We start from the raw sequence: 18,337 nt of genomic DNA, 5'->3' as shown, positions 1-18,337 counted from the left end.
TTAAGAAAAACAATTGGTTCTAGGCGTATTGCTTGAACTTAGGGCGAAATTTTTCACAACAACGCTGAAAAAAGGAACTCAGTGTTGGCAGCGGGATTTTAAATTCTGCTGAAATTTCTTCCCAGCTTTTACCTGAAAATCTTGCTAAGGCTATTGCTGAGAAATTAGCATCCGGTCTATTTCTAATATGTGTCTGTTTAAAAACTTTTTCCCGATCTTCTTCTAGACATTTACGCACTTTTTCAAACAAAGAATCTGGTTCGTCTGACTGTACTATATACTCCAATTCGTTCAGTGAAGGTAGTTCCTTAGTATTCGGCTCTCTAAATTCACGGCAACATTCTATAAATACCCTATCTAGCCGAAAGTTAACCCAGTTCATAAATTTTTTGTCTCCTCTCTCTGGGTCGTAATTGTTAATGTGCCGACAGACATAAGTTAATGTTTTATTAACGGCTTCATCATAAAGCAGGTTATAAAACTGAGCCGAAAAGCTGGCGCGATGTGGACGGCAAAGCTTACCCGATAGCCGAATTGCTTCAACGAGTTCCCCTAAAGCATACTGTCGTAACTCTGTAGCGGGCGGGTACCCTTGAGCAACCATCGCTAACTGTTTAAGTTGAGCATCAACCAAGATTGTTCTAAACGCTAGATCCCGCAAGGTATTCGCCCATTCCCTCACGGTTGTCTGTTTTGAATTGTATTGGTTGAGTTGTCCGCTTACGTCGTGCAATAGCTGCTGTCGGACTTGCTGGTAAATTTCCTGATAAATGCCAAATAGGGGTTTACTTGCAAGCGAACGGCAAATTTTGCGCGATCGCAGCATTTCATCAACCAACTGCGTTAAAGCCAACTGTCGCTCCTCAGACTGAGGGGCGTGCCGTTGCGCTTCTGTTACTAGCTTCTCAAGTCGCTCATCCATAGTCTTGAAAGTACCACTAGAATCGCAACTCGTTAATAGAACGTTCACCATTGTTGAAAGTCTCTCCTTTTAACCAGGTGAAGCACCAATTTGACGAGCGGGTTGTGTCTGATGAACCAAGGGGCGTCGCGCTTTTAATCTGAAGCCTCCGATCGTTACTCAGTCTTAATAGCCAGCAATTTTGCATTTTTTACATAAATTAATATTTGCGATTTTGCATAAAACGCTGGCTTTTTGATTTGAGTTATAGGCAGAAGGAGGGCAAGGAAGCTTAACCCTTTGTTCCAACACCAACCATAACCATCACTTTGGAAAATAAGGAGAAACTAAAATGGCTACTATCTACGGCAGCGAATTCAATGACAACAACACCTACGGTCCAGACGGTCAACACCATTCATCGATATATGGCAGCGACCAAGGGGAGGAAATATATTCCAAAGAGGGAGACGACTTTGTTTATGCAGGAGCAGGTGATGACTACGTAGATGGCTGGGAGGGTAATGACATACTCTTCGGTTTCCAAGGCAATGACGTCCTTGTTGCTTGGACGGGTAAAGACGTACTGTATGGCGGGACTGATCAAGATTGGCTAGATGGCTCCTACGACGACGACCAGCTGTATGGCGAGGAGGGCGATGATATCCTTGGTAACGCCTTTCTCCAGGGCGAACCTGGTAATGACAAAATGTATGGCGGACGTGGCAATGATGAGCTGTATGGTGGCGATGGCGATGATTTACTCAACGGCTACGGCGGCGGCAGTTTTTACGAGCATGACACCTTAATGGGTGGAGCTAACGCAGATCAATTCATTCTTGGAACAAAGGAGACTGCTTTCTATTTTGGGAATGGCAATTTTAGCTATGCCACAGTTGTTGATTTCCACAAGTCCCAAGGCGATAAAATCCAAGTCTACGGCGTCAAAAACGACTATCGACTTGATACATTGCAAAACTTCTCTGGCAGCTCGGCTTTAGATACTGCCATCTACTACAAGAATGATTTGATTGGTGTTGTGGAAGACAAGACCTATACCAGTCGGTCAGAACTCCTCACTTTTATTGTTTAAAAACCGTTGTAGGATTTGGCTGCATTACTAAAATTGGGGGTAATGGCTATTTACCTCCAATAGCACCAACCTATATTTAGTTAGTGTTTTTGAAATGAATTTTAGCTGATTGTTGTCTGGTTAGCTCTATGCACATCCCGTAATTATGTCAAGTAACAAATCATTAAGCAAAAATATCAGGAGCAAAGGAAATCGCGGCTACACCAACTCCCTTACCCCCCTTCAAGAAGAAGTTCCGCACGTTAATGACGACAAATCACATTCAACGAGCCTTTCCTAAGGCGATCGCAATAGAGCCAGATATTACAAAAATCGCCCCTACCACTCCTAAAACAGTCAGGGGTTCCGGTGCAATGAGGGTGGGCAGAAACATTGACACCGCTGATACAGAGATTAAGGTGACAATGGGAGTTGTTGCTAAGACTGCACTTACTCGCGATGCTTCCCAATGTTCCAAAGATTCCGCAAAAGCACCGTAAGCGATGATGGTATTCAAAGCACAGAAAAGCAGCATTCCTAAATGTAAAGGATTCAGCGTCAAAATGGGTTGAGGTGCAGCAAACGGGCTAAACAAAATAGCACAACCACCATAAATCAGTAGCATAATATTTGAAGACGGTAACTTTTGCAAAAGCTGCTTTTGTGCTAAAGCATAGATAGCCCAAGTTACTGCTGCAAAAAAGATTAATCCACACCCAATTAAATATTTACCTTGTGCTGTAATTAAGTTGGTTAATTGTTCGTGAAAAAAGAGTGCGAACCCAACCGTGAGTATGCTTAAACCTATCCATTGACGCAAGGTATAACGTTCTTTGAAAACAACCAATCCTCCTAAACCCATTAAAACTGGAGCGAGTTGAATGAGAACTTGGGCGTTAGCGGGTGAAGTTTGGTGTAAACCTTGCAGAAAAAGAATGTAATTAATCGCCAAAAATATAATCGCGATCGCTAACAATCCAAGTGGCGTTGAACGCAATTTTTCGACAGGTGGTAGTTGCCGCCGTGCGGCTAAATAAACGGCTAGCAGCCCAAACGATACCAAAAAGCGAAACCAAGTAACGGTATAAACGTCGAGTACCTGTAGCGTCACCGTCAGGGCAATGGGCAGAATTCCCCACAAAAATACAGTCACAAGCGATAAGGCTAGCCCTAATCGCCATCTACCGGAACTAGCGTGAAGTGGCATTGGTATATTCTGATAAAAAGGGAAAAGGAGCGATACGTTTTGTGCCGCACGCTCCTACAATCTTTCCTTAGTGTGTTTGCTGTTAACATCTAATCTTCGACCATTTCCAGCAGTTCGGCTTCACTCAGTTGGGTGATTCCCAAAGCTTCAGCCTTTTCTAACTTGGAACCGGCATCTTCCCCCACCAGTAAGTAGTCAGTTTTGGCGCTGATGGAACCCGTAACTTTACCACCAGCTTTTTCAATCAACGCTTTTGCCTCGTCGCGCTTTAGAGTCGGCAGCGTGCCAGTAATTACAAAGGTTTTCCCTTGTAGGGGCGAGGGAACGCTTCTACTTTCTGCGGATGGGGTTTCTACCTCGGCGGCGAGTTGCAAACCCGCTGCTTTCAGTCTGTCAATTAACGCCTGATTCGCCGGGACTTGAAACCAGTCGTAAACAGCGTGGGCAATTTCTGGGCCAATGCCATACACGGCTTCAATATTCCCTGCGGATGCCGTAGCGAGTTGCTCAACGGTGGTGAATTTTTGAGTTAAAGTTTGGGCATTGACACTACCGACGTGACGAATCCCCAAACCGTATAATACCCGCGACCAAGGCTGAGTTTTTGAGTGGGCGATCGCATCCACTAATTTCTGGGCTAACTTCTTACCCATCCGTTCCAAAGTTCCCAACCTATCAGCGGTTAAATCGTATAAATCTGCAACCGAATTCACCACCCCTTTATCTACCAACTGATGCATTAATTTTTCGCCCATTCCATTGATATCCAGTGCATTGCGGCTTGCCCAGTGAACCAGCGCCCCTTTGAGGATGGCGGGACAAGAAGCATTCACGCAGCGCGTCACCGCCTCATCAACGGGCTTTACCACTGGCTGATTGCACACCGGGCAACAGGTGGGCATTTGGAAGGATTGAGTCCCCTCTGGGCGGAGTTCTGGCAGTACGCGCACCACTTCGGGAATGATTTCCCCGGCTTTGTGGATAATCACCGTATCGCCAATCCGAATATCGAGCGATCGCACATAATCAATATTGTGCAATGTGGCTCTTTGTACGGTTGTCCCAGCTAATTGCACTGGCTGCAACTCTGCCAACGGCGTCAGCGCCCCCGTTCGCCCCACATTGATAGAAATATTTTCCACTCGCGTTGGTGCCTCTTCCGCCGCGTATTTCAGCGCCACTGCCCAGCGGGGAAACTTTTGCGTAAATCCCAACTGTTCCTGAAGCGGAATCGAATTTAGCTTCACGACAACCCCATCGGTCATATAGGGTAGATTTAATCGCCCCGTATTCCATTCGGAATAATAATCCCCAACCTCTTCTAAAGACTGACAACGCTTGCGATTGGGATTTACCTTAAATCCCATTTCTTGCAGCAATTCCAACGATTCCCACTGAGTTCGGGCAACCTCGGCATCATGCTTCCCAGGAATTTGCAACGTATAGGCAAAGAAATCCAGCCGCCGCTTTGCCACAATCCGAGAGTCTAATTGCCGCAAGGTTCCCGCCGCTGCATTGCGAGGATTGGCAAATAACTGATCGCCCGCTTGCTGCCGTTCCTGATTAATTTGCTTAAACACATCTAAGCCTAAAAACGCCTCGCCGCGAACTTCTACGTGAGTGGGAGGGTTTTCTAAATTCAATCGCAAGGGAATAGTGCGAATTGTCCGTACATTCTGAGTAATATCTTCCCCCGCGATGCCATCCCCCCGCGTGGTTCCTCTCACCAAGATGCCATTTTCATAGGTGAGAGCGATCGCCGAACCGTCAATTTTTAACTCGCAAACGTATTCAAACGAATCGAGTTCGGGGACTTGTCGCCGCCAGCGTTCCTGCCATTTGGCAAATTCCTGAATATTAAAGGCATTTTCCAAACTGTAAAGAGGGATATTATGCCGCACCGAGGAAAACTGAGTTGCCGGTTTCTCACCCACGCGCTGAGTGATGCTGTCCGGTGTTACCAGTTCTGGATACTGGGCTTCTAAGTCTTGCAGTTCCCGATACAGCCGGTCATAGATGGCATCCTCCATGATGGGAGCATCCTGGACATAGTAGGCATAACTGGCTTTGTCCAACAACTGTCGCAGTTCCTGTACCCGCTGCTTGACTGCCTGTGTCACTTCCACGGCATCCATCCCTACTTAAAACTCTATCGTTTCCGCTTTTAGTCTAACTGCCATCACCAGATATAGAACGGCTCTCAATGGATTTCAACACAACCGGAACCTCGCCCCCAGCTCCCTCTCCGCTTTTCGAGAGCCAGGGGGGTTTCATACAGTCAAAGAAAATATCGAGGCATTGCGACATTTAGTAGGGGCGTGTTTATGCTCCTACTCAGTGAAAGAGGGGAGAATCTTGATTTTCCTGGGCAATTTATTGTTGAAAGAGTTTTAAAGCGCGATCGCTTAGCCTTATCTGACGCGAAACCTCTCACCTCGTACCAGCAGGCGATTTTTGTATTTAAACTTCATATTTCTGGTTTGCGGAGTTTATCCAAATCAGGTTGAAGTATTCCAATAACAATCCTTTTAGTAGGAATCGTGACTAAGCAAAATTACGAATTTTCCTTACAGCGATTCCCGCTAAATCCGCAAAATCCACAATGCCATTTGTGGATGTATCGATAACAATCACAAGCAGTAATAATCTAAGGAAAAATTTAAATGTCTGAAAGAAGACCAAATCGTATAGTTCCTATTATTGTTGGCACTGCCGTTGTAGTAGCCGGAGGCATCGGTACTTATCTTTACTTGAAGGGTTCTTTTAGCGATGCGACCAGCCCTCTTGCAAGTGCCAAAGTGGTGCCGGATGAAGCATTAATGGCGGGTTTTGTCTCCACCGATCCGAAAAACTGGGCGCAATTGCAACAGTTTGGGACTCCGGAAGCCCAAAAATTGGTTGATAAAGGGCTGAAGGATTTCAACAAAGAGATGTTGACTGAATCCAACATCAATTATGAAAAAGATGTTAAGCCTTGGCTGGGTAGCGTGATGTTTGCTGTTCTGCCATCACCGACTGTAAAACCGGCACAAGCGACACCCCCAAAATCGTCACCGGAAGTCCGGATGTTGATGGTGGTTGGCGTCAAAGACAAAGTAAGTGCTTTAAGTTTTGCAAATAAGCTGAAAGCCAAGAAAGCTGGAACCAAACAAATAGATTACAAAGGCATCAAAATAGAGGAAACCACAGATAAAAGTGGCAAAACCTACACGGCTTTGTTAGACAGTCATTTAGTGATGTCCGATGAAAAAGAAGCAGTGCAACTCGCCATTGATACCTTTAAAGGACAACCTTCATTTGCTAGCAAAGCAGGTGCAGCCAGCCTTCTGACTAAGGGTGTAGACGTACAAAACTCCATCGCTCAATTCTATATCCCCGATTATGCGGGGACGGTGCAGCAAGCACTGGCAAATAATCCGAATACGCCCCCGCTTCCTCCAGAAACCCTAAAGCAGTTAAAGGCTGTGCAGTCGGTGGTGATGGGTGTTGGGATTGATAATGCCGGTGTGAGGATGAAGGCGATCGCGAAGGTAGATCCCTCGGTAATGAAAGTTCAGTACAAGGCTTCTCCCGGCAAAGTCGCGTCTCAACTTCCGGCTGAGACAATTGCCCTCATCGCTGGAAATGGGATCAGCCAAACTTGGGCAACGGTTGTCGAACAATCCAAAGCCGATCCCCAAGCCCAGCAGGGGTTTGACATGGCAAGACAGCAACTCAGACTCGTCAATCTTGACCTAGATAAAGATATCTTCGGATGGATGGATGGAGAATTTGCTCTCGCGGCGATTCCATCGACCAAGGGAATTTTAGCACCCGTTGGATTTGGTGGAGCCTTGATATTTCAAACCAGCGATCGCAAAACGGCTGAAGCCACTTTCAACAAATTGGATGCGATCGCTAAGGGAAATTCAATCGCCGTAGCGCCTAGAAAAATTCAGGGTAAAACCGTCACAGAATGGCAAATCCCGCAACAAGGCGCTTTCTTAGGGCATGGTTGGATAGATGAAAACACGATGTATGTGGCGATTGGTGGCCCCATCGCCGATGTCATGGCAAACAAGCCCAGCCAGCCTTTGGACAATAGCACATCTTTTAAAACGGTCACGGGGTCTTTGCAGAAGCCAAACGCAGGCTATTTTTACCTCGACATGGACAAAACCATGTCTTTGGTGAATCGCCAGCTACCTCCAGCCCAAAAGAGTTCCATCACGCCTGAAACCACTGCAATTCTGAATTCCATGCATGGTATTGGTTTGACCGTGACTCAACCAGACGCATCAACGGGTCAAGTTGAGGTGTTACTTGCACTCAAGCCTAAAACGGGCAAATAGGAAGTCGCGGGGAATGAGTAATTGGTAATATTCTTGAAGGGTGGGCATTGCCCACCCTTCAAGTTTTGGTGGGATAAAAGCTCATCCTACTGAGACACCTTTATTCAGGATTGGTAATTGGTCATAAGGTCATTTGTTACTTACTATTACCCATTACCTATTACCCATTACCCATTACTTATTACTTTATGACTGCCACAGTAAATACTGAACTCGGATTATCTTCACGCTTGGTAAACGGATTGCTAGCGATTAAGCCATTAGCCAATCTAGCCAAGCAGCAAGCGCGTTCTATGATGATCAAACGTGCCGAGAAGATTGGAGTGCCTTGGAGAAAGCAAGTACAGACGTTTTCACAATACGACTGGGAAAGTCATCTGGCTCAAGTACAAAACCCCCAACTGACCTACCCAGAATATTACCTGCGATCGTTCCATGCTTACGAAAGTGGTAACTTAAGCTGGGAAGCCGCTTGGGAAGTAGAAGTTGCGGCTTATGCCGTTCACGCCGGAATTTGGCCTGATGCGGGGGCGCAAGGAGATGCCCGACTGCGCCAGAGTTATCTTGATATTCTCAAAAACGAAATCGCTACTCAACCACAAGATATTTTAGATTTGGGGTGCAGTGTGGGAATGAGTACGTTTGCCCTCCAAGATGTTTATCCCCAAGCAAAGCTGACGGGTTTGGATCTGTCGCCCTATTTTCTAGCAGTTGCCCAGTACCAATCCCAACAGCGCCAAAAACCGATTTCCTGGGTTCATGCTGCTGCTGAATCTACAGGTTTGCCAGATGCCTCGTTCGATTTGGTTTCTATCTTTTTGATGTGCCACGAGTTGCCTCAGTCAGCAACTATGCAGATTTTCCGAGAAGTGCGGCGCGTACTGCGTCCCGGTGGCTGTTTGGCAATTATGGATATGAATCCTCAATCTGAGATTTATACCAAAATGCCGCCCTACATCTTGACATTGCTCAAGAGTACCGAGCCTTATTTAGATGAGTATTTTGCGTTAAATATTGAACAAGCGCTAGTAGATTCCGGTTTCACTACGCCGACAATCAGCCGCAATACTCATCGTCACCGCACGGTAATTGCCAAGGTGAAGCAGAATTAAAAATTCAACATTAAGAAAGATTTTCTTTTTCGTTTCGCGCAAAGATGCAAAGTTTTTCTTAGCGTCTTTGCGCGACACTATCATCCGTCCAATGTGCAACGTCTGGAAATTCTTCAATTTTTAATTATTCTGCTTCTCCAATTAAAGTGAATGCCCCCCAGTCTTTAGGATTTGGATGTTGCTTCATAGTGCTTAACATGGCGCTTCGCAGAGCGGCGGCTTTATCGGGTGTTTTTTGAAGATTTTGATAAAATTCGGTCATCAATGAAGCTGTAGGAGCGTCTGGCACTTGCCAGAGGGACACAATTACACTGGGTACACCCGCACTCATTAAGCTGCGGGATAAGCCGATCACGCCATCGCCAGTGATTCTGCCTCTACCTGTGTCGCAAGCACTCAGGACTACTAATTCGGCATTGAATCTCAAGTCTAGAATTTCTTCAGCGGTGAGTAAGCCGTTATCGTTGCCAGATGGAGCCAACGCGATCGCACTTCCCAATCCTCGAATATCATCTAGTAAACCATGAGTCGCGAGATGAATGATTCGTGCTGTGGGTATTTGTTGCAGAATCGCTGCTTTCGTTGCCTCAGAGCCGGTGAAAGCTTTAGTCTTAAACAGAGGCGCGATCGCTAAAGCTTCTCGTTCTGCACCCGGTAAGCTCGGTAACTGAGTCGGCGGATCGCCAATTTTTTCAGGAACCCTCGGCATTGTGGGATTCCCAACTATCAGCACATCTTGATTTTGTACAGAAGTAGAACTTCGCGTTCCAACAAGCTGTTGTTGCTGATTTGTTAAATCCAGTACCTGAATTGAAGGTGCGGTGAGGATAGTATGTTGTTCGATTAAGTATTTGCCAGAAGCATCTTGCAATGCTGGGAAAGGAACTAGAAACAGTTCGCTTTGTGGAATAAAGATAACACGAGCATTTGGGTCTTTTGGGAGCAGGTCAGCAATGGGTTTAATGAGTAGTTCGTGAAGTTCCTTAAAGCCTTGTTTTGCTTGACTTCCAGGAACTTTAGCCTCTACACCTAAACCACGGCCTCTAACACCAATCGATTCGCGGCTGCTGACAACAAGCTCTTCCAAAGAACTCTTTTTTTGCTGTCGCAAAGACTTAAGGTTGACTTTACGAAAGGCAATTTCGCCGGTTGGTTTAACTACCCAAATATAAATTTCAGATGTTTGGGATTGCGAGCTTTTTCCTATGGCATCTATGTCTTCGTAAACAATAGAATATTCAACCAAGGTAGCGTTCTGAAGCTTGGCAATCTCTTTGATTTTGTTGATATTCGGTGAGGTAAGCGTAGCTTGAACGGATGCTTCAGATAACCGCGAAGCTAATAGCTCAACAAAGGCTCTTGCTCTCCCCCGTTCAGCAATTTCCAATGCAGCTTCTATTTTATTTTGAGCAAGTAAAACTTGTTGCAAATTGCGATAAGTGCTGACTTGATCTTCAAAAAGTGATACTTTATTAGCATCATTTCTACCTAATCCGGTTCGGACAGATTCTAATACTTCGATTCCATTTTTTAAATATGTTTCGGCTTCCGATAGCTTACCCGCACGCATAAAAGTTAGCCCTAAATTGTTTAAGGCGATAGCTTCCCCTCGTTTATTTTTAATTTCACGAGAAATTGCGAGATCCTGCTGAAAGTAATTAATCGCTTTATCGTACTCGCCCATAGAATTATAAACGAGTCCCAAATTGCCTATCGCTTTTGCTTCCCCGCGTTTATTATTATTTTGTTTGGCTAAGGCTAAGCTTTGTTGATAATATTCACTGGCTTGCCGGTAATCTCCCAGATTTTGATAGGAGAGAATTCCCCAAAAGTTTAAGATGTCTGCTTGCAAATCCCGATCGTTGATTTCTTGAGCGATTTTCAAGCTTTGCTGATAATATTCTTTAGCTTGATCGCTGTTTCCACCTTCCTGGTGGATATTTCCCAAGTTTAGTATTGTTTGAGCAAACAATTTTCGTTTTTCTCGAATTTCTAAAGCGCTTTCTTGAGAATTGACTTCTTCGCTAACTGCTAAACTCTGTTGATAATAGCGAATTGCTTGGGACGAATCGTTTAAATTTTTATATACAGTACCTAAGTTAGACAGAATCCCCGCTTCTGATTGGCGAGCGTTAATTTTTTTGGCAATGGTTAAACTTTGCTGATAATATTCAATTGCTTCCTGATATTTTGATAGATTGGCATAAATACCGCCTAAATTGTTCAAGATTTCTACTTCAATTGCCGATTCCCCCATTTCCCGCGCCAGAACTAAACTTTGTTGATATTTATCAATAGATTGGGAGTATTCAGCGAGGGATTCATGAACATGACCCAGAAGTGCAAGAATTACCTGTTGGCTAGAGCGATCTTTCAGTTCTTGGGCAACAACTAAACCTTGTTGGAAGAACTTTCGAGCTTCAGGGTAGTTTTCTAGCAACTGATAGTAACTTCCAATAGATGTGAGAGCAGCTCCTTCAGCCCTACGTTCTTTGAGTTGCTGAAAAATAGGGAGTGCTTGCTGCCAAGAATCAATCGCCTTCTGATAGTCTCCTATTTTTTGATAAGCAAGAGCCAGCATACCAAGAGCGGCTGCTTCACTTTTAGAATTTTTAATTTCTCGTGCAAGAGTTAAACTTTGTTGCAGATACTCAATTGCTTGGGGATGTTGTCCCAGCGCCGAGTACGTACTTCCCAATTGTCTTAGATTCTTCGCTTCTAAGGGACGATCTGCAATCTCTCGCGCGATCGCTAAACTTTGCTGTTGGAAATCAATTGATTGAGAGTACTGTTGCACCCAATAGTAAATACTTGCCAGGTTTGCTAGAGCGGTTCCCTCTCCCTGACGATCTTTGAGTTCTCGATAAATTGTCAATGCCTGTTGTATCGACTGTAAGGCTTTGTCAAGTTGACGGTTATCAATCTGCTGAATACCTTGCTCTAAAAGGCGTTCAGCTTCTACTTTGCGGGATTCTGAAGTTTGTGCTAACACCTGTGTTATGGAAGGCGCGTTCAAAGGCGCTGAAATGGTAGCTAGGAAAGCGATAAGCGCAAAGATTCCGAGTTGAGGGCGCATAGCTGAAAGAAGATGTTGATTGAGTGCAGCTTACAGTCTTAGCCCAGACTGATAGGGAGTGTCCAGTGGTGCAGGGGAAAGAAAACGCGATCGCTCTCGGTACACATTCCCGTTAAGATTATCCAGTAACTTGTCCGATAATGGCTTGCGTCTTGAGTAATTACGCGATCGCTAAATGCTGCTGGTGAAACTCAAAAGTATCTCGCGATCCTTGTGACTAGGGTTTACCGTCTAATTACTCAATAGCCATAAAAAAAGCCCGCTGAAGCGGACTTTATCGGTGCGTTCGGATAGATGTGTTCGGATAGATGCGTTCGGCGATGTTTAGCTCAGCATCTACAGAGGAAAGCTAATAGAGGAAAGTGATCTGAGTAGCGCGAGTGTAAGACGGCTACTCAATCAAGCCTTTTTGAATTTATTTTGGCGACGGCGCAAAATTTCTGCGATTGGGAGAATACCAAACGCCAGTAAGGTTGTGGGTTCGGGAACGTCTTTGCTGGGATCGCCAGCAATCCGGTTGCGAACTGCAACAGCGGTATCTGGGAAGTCGCTAAAGACGCCATCAATCCCTAATTTAAAGAATTGTTCGTACTCCAGCTCTGGGTTACCGTTGTAGTCTGGAGCGAGGAAGAAGTCTTCACTGCGGAAAGTGTAGGCATGAACCAGCAAACCCGCCGCATGGGCGTCACTAATTAGGGATGTGGGTTGTAACAATGGCTTGTCAGCATCGCTAATCACCCCATCTCCATTGAGATCGTCAGGTTGACCATCGCCATTTTTATCGACCGTCTCAGATGGAATAATCAGGCGTTTCCAAGGGCCAATTCCGCTTGCATATTGAGCGATCGCATTCAATCCTGAAGAAGTTATGAGATCGCCATAGGTGCGAGAATCACCGCTGACAACAAAATCATACGGCTTGGCGGTACTTGCATCAAACAACTGAACCAGCGGCAAATTCGTCAGTGTTTTGAGAAATTTCAAGTTTGCAACTTCAAAAGATTGAATGAAAACCGCATCATCCGCATCGGTGTAACCGTTCTCGCTGAGGATTTTTACCAAAGGTTCCTCTAACGATAATCCGATGGAATCAAAGTAGGTCGGATGCTTCGTTTCCGGATAAATACCAATCGTGCGACCTTTTTCGGCACTCTTTTTCTTGGCTAGGTCGATAACTTCCTGCAAAGTCGGAATTTCATACAAACCATCATATTTAACCGATCCGGGGCGCAATTCAGGGATACGCTCTTTCGCCCGGAGAGTCTTGATTTCAGCCAAGGTAAAATCTTCGGTAAACCAGCCGGTGACTGGTTTTCCATCAATTGTTTTGGTTGTCTTGCGGTTAGCAAATTCTGGGCGATTTGCAACGTCTGTCGTTCCAGAAATTTCATTTTCATGGCGAGCAATAAGAACGCCGTCTTTTGTCGAAACTAAGTCAGGTTCGATAAAATCAGCGCCCATCTCAATTGCCAGCTCATAGGCTGCTAACGTATGTTCTGGACGATAGCCGCTAGCGCCCCGGTGTCCAATCACAATTGGAGGGGCACCCGTCAAAGTTGCTGCTGCTGCTTCACCCACTGGAAAAACTGCCAAAGCTGCTGTTGTTAATAAAGCTAGCTTAAAAACGCGCCACATATTGCTTTCCTCACCAATCGGCTCAAGCTTGGTTGATATGAAATTCATCAGTAAATGTACTTAAGTAAATGTACGGTGCCGAGATTAAGCTTGAGCATTAGGCTGGGTAAAGCTAAGTATAAATACCATTTAAAGATTGATTAAAAGAGCAGAAATATAGCATTTGCGCTTGGATAGAATCTGCGATCCCACCCTTTCTCGCTCTGCTTTTTCTCAAGTTGACGCCAATGGGCATAAACACGCCCCTCTAGCCAGCACTTTTTTGAGAGCGCAAGTAGACACAACGCTAAGTGAAGTTTGAAAATCATCGCGCCTGAAGTGACAAAGCATCTGGGTGTTCGCTACAAATTTGGATACCCCGCGCGTCGCCGTCCTTAGAAGAGAAGTCCACCCAGTCTGAAGGCGTTAACCTAAAGAAATAACCTCCTTAGCCCTGATTCTCGGCTATACTTCGGAGTCTTACAGGTCAATCTCACCATGAAGTTGCAGACTTATTTCGATTCAGAAAATGACGGTCACAAATCCTTTGAACTGCCCGGTGCCCGTCCCCACTACAACCCAGATCGACCCGGACAAGTCGAGCATATTTTCCTGGATTTAGCCCTGGATATTCCTAATGAAACCGTCGGAGGTACTTGCGCCATTACCTTACTGCCGGTGCGGAGTGGGATTGACCGTTTAACCTTAGATGCCGTCAACCTAAATATTCAGTCAGTGCAGGTTGACGAAATACCGCAAAGCTTTGACTATGACGGCGAACAACTGCACATCCAGATGCAGACACCTACTCAGGTGGGAAAAACGATCGAGATAGCGATCGCCTACTCGGTGGAAAAACCCCAGCGCGGTATCTACTTTATTTCCCCCAATAAACACTATCCCGACAAACCTGTTCAAGTTTGGACGCAGGGAGAAGATGAAGACTCCCGCTTCTGGTTCCCTTGCTTCGACTATCCTGGACAGTTAGCCACTTCAGAAATTCGGGTCAAAGTTCCCAAACTCCTGGTCGCCATCTCCAACGGATTGCTCATCAAAACCGAGGAAGATAACCACTACAAAACTTATCACTGGTTACAAGAGCAAGTTCATCCCACCTACCTGATGACTCTCGCGGTGGGTGACTTTGCCGAAATTCAAGATGAGTGGAACGGCAAACCCGTCACCTACTATGTGGAGAAGGGCAGAGAAGAAGACGCCCGCCGCAGTATGGGCAAAACGCCGGAAATGATTGAGTTTTTCAGCGAAAAATTTGGTTATCCCTACCCCTATCCCAAATACGCCCAAGTTTGCGTTGATGACTTCATCTTTGGCGGGATGGAGAACACCTCCACCACGCTGCTAACCGACCGCTGCTTGCTGGATAAACGGGCATCTTTAGATAATCGCACCACAGAAAGCTTAGTCGCTCACGAACTCGCCCACCAGTGGTTTGGAGATTTAGTCGTCATCAAGCACTGGTCTCATGCTTGGATTAAAGAAGGGATGGCTTCTTACTCAGAAGTGCTATGGACGCAACAAGAGTACGGTTCGCAAGACGCAGCCTATTACCTGCTCAATGAAGCTCGTAGCTACCTTGTAGAAGACAGCAGCCGTTACCGTCGCCCGATTGTCACTCACGTCTACCGCGAGGCGATTGAACTGTATGACCGCCACCTCTATGAAAAAGGTGCTTGTGTCTATCACATGATTCGGGCGGAGTTGGGAGACGAGCTATTTTTTAAAGCCATCCACACCTTTGTTCAGGACAACGCCCATAAAACAGTTGAAACTGTTGACCTGCTACGGGCAATTGAAAAAGCGACGGGTCGCAACCTCCTATTTTTATTTGATCAGTACGTTTATCGCGGCGGTCATCCAGATTTCAAAGTTGCTTATTCCTGGGATACTGATAGCAAGTTGGCTAAAGTTACCGTTACTCAAACTCAAGCCACCAGCGATACAAATGGCAGCCGTAGCGATTTATTTGACCTAAAAATTCCCATCGCCTTTGGCTATGTCCCAGGAAATTCCCCCAGCGAGAATAATGTAGAGACGCGAGATTCCTCGTCTGAACAATCCTCCACCGTCAATTTCAAGACTTTCGCAGTCAGGGTTCACGAACGGGAACAAAGCTTTTACTTCCCCCTTGAAGAGAAACCAGATTTTATTAGCTTTGACATCGGGAATAATTTCCTAAAAACGGTGTCCTTAGAGTATCCAGTTCAGGAACTCAAAGCCCAACTGCAATCCGATCCCGATCCCGTCTCTCGCATCTACGCGGCTGAGGCGTTGGCGAAAAAAGGCGGATTGGAGGTCGTAAAAGCGCTTTCTTTTGCCCTCAAGAACGATTCTTTCTGGGGCGTTCGGGCGGAAGTTGCTAAACAGTTGGCAGAAGTTAAACTCGATCAAGCGTTTGACGGTCTAGTTGCGGGTCTAAAAGATAAAGAAGCCTTAGTGCGTCGTGCAGTGGTGCAAGCATTGGGAACGATCAAAACCCATGACAGCTATAAAGCACTGAAACCATTAGTAGAAGATGGCGACCCTAGCTATTATGTGGAGTCCGCAGCGGTTAATGCGATTGGCGGAATTGGGGCGGCAAATCTGGACGAAAAGCCCAAAGAAGAGAAAGTGCTGAAGCTGCTGCAAACAGTACTCAAAGAAAAGGCGGGTTGGAATGAGGTTGTGAGAACTGGCGCGATCGCTGGTTTGTCTCAACTGAAAACTTCACCCCAAGCGCTGGATCTGATTCTGGAATACACTGCCCAAGGCGTCCCGCAAGCGTTGCGTCTAGCAGCGATTCGCGCTTTGGGAACCATTTCAACGGGTCAGAATAATGTCAACTTGGAACGAATTCTCGAACAACTTGCCGCACTCTCCAAAGAGACATTTTTCTTAACCCAAGTATCAGTCGCGATCGCACTAGGGCAAATGGAGACACCCAAAGCGATTGGGATTTTGCGAAGTCTTGCCGACCAAACTCCCGATGGGCGAGTCCGTCGGATTGCCGAAGAAGCGGTTGAGCGGGTGCAAAAAAATGTTGGATCGGATCAAGCGATCAAGCAACTGCGAGACGAACTCGACCTGATCAAGAAGCAAAACCAAGAACTCAAAAGCCGCTTGGAAAACCTAGAAGCTAAATCCAGCAGCTAGCTAACTCCGAAGCGATCTCGATCGCATCAACCCGATCTCTCCCCCAATCTCCCCTAACCGGGAAACTAGGATCTCCTTTCCTTGTCACAGTGGAGTTGGGGGAGAGAACCGATAAATATTGCCTCTCTACACTTTAGTTTGTTCCCTTTGAGGCTCCTCTGCGAGTTGCCGGTTCGATTGACCGCCGGGAATTAGCATTTCCAATCCACGGGCGATTAACGGTAGAAACCCGATAACCAACACTACGCCCAATACGTTGAATATCACCTGAGCATTGGCAATTTGGCGGGCAACATCAGCCCCCCCAGAAATCCACTGAGCGAGACCTGCTAATTGAGCCGCAAATAAGATCCCCACGACTGCGGTTAGCACATTGAAAATCACATGAAAGACACCCGTCCGCACAGCTTCGCGCGATCGCCCAATCGTCGCTACCAGCGTGTCAGCACAGGTGCCTACTTCCGCACCCAGCATCAAGGCGATGCCTGCGGGCAATGAGATCAAGCCAGAAGCTGCCAGCGTAATGACAATGGCTACTGTGGCGGAAGAGGATTGAATCAAGACGGTAAACAGCGCCCCAACTAAGGCACCCAGCAGCGGATTTTCCCCTAAGGTTTTCATCCAATCAATAAAGGGTTGGTAGTCCCGGAACGGTTTCATCGCCTCGTCAATCGTGTCTAGACCGAAGAAGAGCAAGCCTATCCCCAATAAAATTAAACCGATGTTCTTCCACCGGTCTGTCTTGCCCAAAAAATGCAACAAGAAACCAAGGAACAAGGCTATCGGTGCATATTCGTTAATCTTAAAAGCGATCAGTTCAGCGCCGATAGTCGTTCCGATGTTGGAACCTAGAACCACGCCGAGAGACTGGACGAACGTCAACAACCCAGCACTCACCATCGCGATCGTCATGATGATCGTGACCGACGATGAATCTAATATGGTTGTTGCCACCGTGCCAGTTGCCACTGCGGCAAAGCGATTGCTGGTGAACTTGTCGATGAGATTTTTTGCGCGATCGCCTGCGATCGCTTCGAGTCCCTCAGCAAGCCGGGTCACACCATATAAAAACAGCACCAGACCCGCCAGCACACCCATGACAATTTTGAAAATATCGATCTTTCCTTTCGTTTCTCCTTCAGACGAGGCACTCTCAGCCTTGTCACTTTTTCCCTTTTCTTCGCCTTCAGGGGAAGCAGGATTCTGCTGTGCCGCATCAGTTCCAGCCGGAGGCTGAGCGTTGACACTGACTTCTAACGCCGGTGTGTTAAAGAAGTGAAAATTATTGCCTGATAGGGAAGGACTAACAATCAAAGCTGTAACTACAAGGCTCAAACCCAACAACTTGAGTATTTTTTTCTTTGAATTTCTTGAAAACAACATGAATGACCCCTCAAAACAATGGCTAGATAAGTTCTCAATTACCGCTAAGGACTAAGTAAACGCTCATAGCAAAGCAAAGCCATCGCACTCGTCATGCTGACCTAAACCAAATTGATACTGATAAAACTCGCTATCGGACTGGCGCTGCGCTTTGACTACCTTGCCAAGCGTCTAGACTCGAAACAGCATTTTCGAGCTGCTGGGTAGACACTAAAGATTTTCGATGTCTCTCCCCTACGGTGCTTACCTCTTCAGAGGGAGATTCACGGCTCTACTACACTATTTATTCGTAATTTAAAATATACTTAAGATTATTTTAATTTCTTCCTTAAGAATAATTAGTCGCTGCTGGTTTTGCTGATAGGAGACTTTAGCAGTTTTGTCATGGAACCTTGACAGAGAAAAAATAGCAAGTGAGGGAACTGTTTGCTCTCTCAAAGCAGATGGGCGATCCCCGCAAGTGTCTGTAGTTTTGTATACTATAGTTAATA

10 protein-coding genes are annotated in these 18,337 nt (G+C 46.0%); 4 read left to right on the top strand and 6 right to left on the bottom strand.

What is annotated here, in order from left to right; genetic code table 11:
* Window positions 1-19 precede the first annotated feature (19 nt).
* Window positions 20-973: a hypothetical protein gene (locus tag NC996_RS14120; RefSeq protein ID WP_242037660.1), complete on the bottom strand. Its 954-nt coding sequence runs from the start codon at window positions 971-973 to the stop codon at window positions 20-22.
* A gap of 280 nt (window positions 974-1,253) precedes the next feature.
* Here NC996_RS14120 and NC996_RS14115 point away from each other — a divergent pair, with 280 nt between their 5' ends.
* A complete protein-coding gene (locus NC996_RS14115) occupies window positions 1,254-1,994 on the top strand; it encodes a calcium-binding protein (RefSeq protein ID WP_190688234.1) in 741 nt (246 codons plus the stop codon).
* 262 nt (window positions 1,995-2,256) lie between these two features.
* Here the strand turns inward: NC996_RS14115 and NC996_RS14110 are convergent, their stop codons facing one another.
* Together NC996_RS14110 and ligA are read right to left on the bottom strand one after the other, a co-directional pair.
* Window positions 2,257-3,180 (bottom strand): DMT family transporter, encoded by a 924-nt coding sequence (locus NC996_RS14110; protein ID WP_190688232.1) that lies wholly within the window; start codon window positions 3,178-3,180, stop codon window positions 2,257-2,259.
* Window positions 3,181-3,269: 89 nt separating this feature from the next.
* The gene (ligA, locus tag NC996_RS14105; protein ID WP_190688229.1) at window positions 3,270-5,315 is read right to left on the bottom strand and encodes an NAD-dependent DNA ligase LigA; all 2,046 of its coding nucleotides are present in this window, start codon (window positions 5,313-5,315) and stop codon (window positions 3,270-3,272) included.
* 528 nt (window positions 5,316-5,843) lie between these two features.
* On the opposite strand from ligA, the gene NC996_RS14100 reads away from it, so the two are divergent.
* Both NC996_RS14100 and NC996_RS14095 read left to right on the top strand, forming a co-directional pair.
* The gene (locus NC996_RS14100; RefSeq protein WP_190430545.1) at window positions 5,844-7,511 is read left to right on the top strand and encodes a DUF3352 domain-containing protein; all 1,668 of its coding nucleotides are present in this window, start codon (window positions 5,844-5,846) and stop codon (window positions 7,509-7,511) included.
* Window positions 7,512-7,699: 188 nt separating this feature from the next.
* Window positions 7,700-8,623: a class I SAM-dependent methyltransferase gene (locus NC996_RS14095; protein WP_190688226.1), complete on the top strand. Its 924-nt coding sequence runs from the start codon at window positions 7,700-7,702 to the stop codon at window positions 8,621-8,623.
* 124 nt (window positions 8,624-8,747) lie between these two features.
* On the opposite strand, the gene NC996_RS14090 is transcribed toward NC996_RS14095, so the two are convergent.
* Both NC996_RS14090 and NC996_RS14085 read right to left on the bottom strand, forming a co-directional pair.
* Window positions 8,748-11,615 (bottom strand): CHAT domain-containing protein, encoded by a 2,868-nt coding sequence (locus tag NC996_RS14090; protein ID WP_339380431.1) that lies wholly within the window; start codon window positions 11,613-11,615, stop codon window positions 8,748-8,750.
* A gap of 483 nt (window positions 11,616-12,098) precedes the next feature.
* Window positions 12,099-13,334 (bottom strand): glycerophosphodiester phosphodiesterase, encoded by a 1,236-nt coding sequence (locus tag NC996_RS14085; RefSeq protein ID WP_190668382.1) that lies wholly within the window; start codon window positions 13,332-13,334, stop codon window positions 12,099-12,101.
* A 477-nt stretch (window positions 13,335-13,811) separates the two neighbouring features.
* Here NC996_RS14085 and NC996_RS14080 point away from each other — a divergent pair, with 477 nt between their 5' ends.
* Entirely contained in the window at window positions 13,812-16,463 is a 2,652-nt protein-coding gene (locus NC996_RS14080) for a M1 family metallopeptidase (protein ID WP_190688219.1), read from the top strand.
* A 126-nt stretch (window positions 16,464-16,589) separates the two neighbouring features.
* Here the strand turns inward: NC996_RS14080 and NC996_RS14075 are convergent, their stop codons facing one another.
* Window positions 16,590-17,846 carry a Na/Pi symporter gene (locus NC996_RS14075; protein ID WP_190688216.1) on the bottom strand — a complete coding sequence of 419 codons (1,257 nt, stop codon included), beginning with the start codon at window positions 17,844-17,846 and terminating at the stop codon, window positions 16,590-16,592.
* Window positions 17,847-18,337 lie beyond the last annotated feature (491 nt).

Origin of the sequence: Trichocoleus sp. ST-U2 (assembly GCF_039961875.1) — a bacterium.
GTDB lineage: Bacteria > Cyanobacteriota > Cyanobacteriia > Cyanobacteriales > FACHB-T130 > FACHB-T130.
This window is presented reverse-complemented; position numbering and strand designations above follow the sequence as displayed.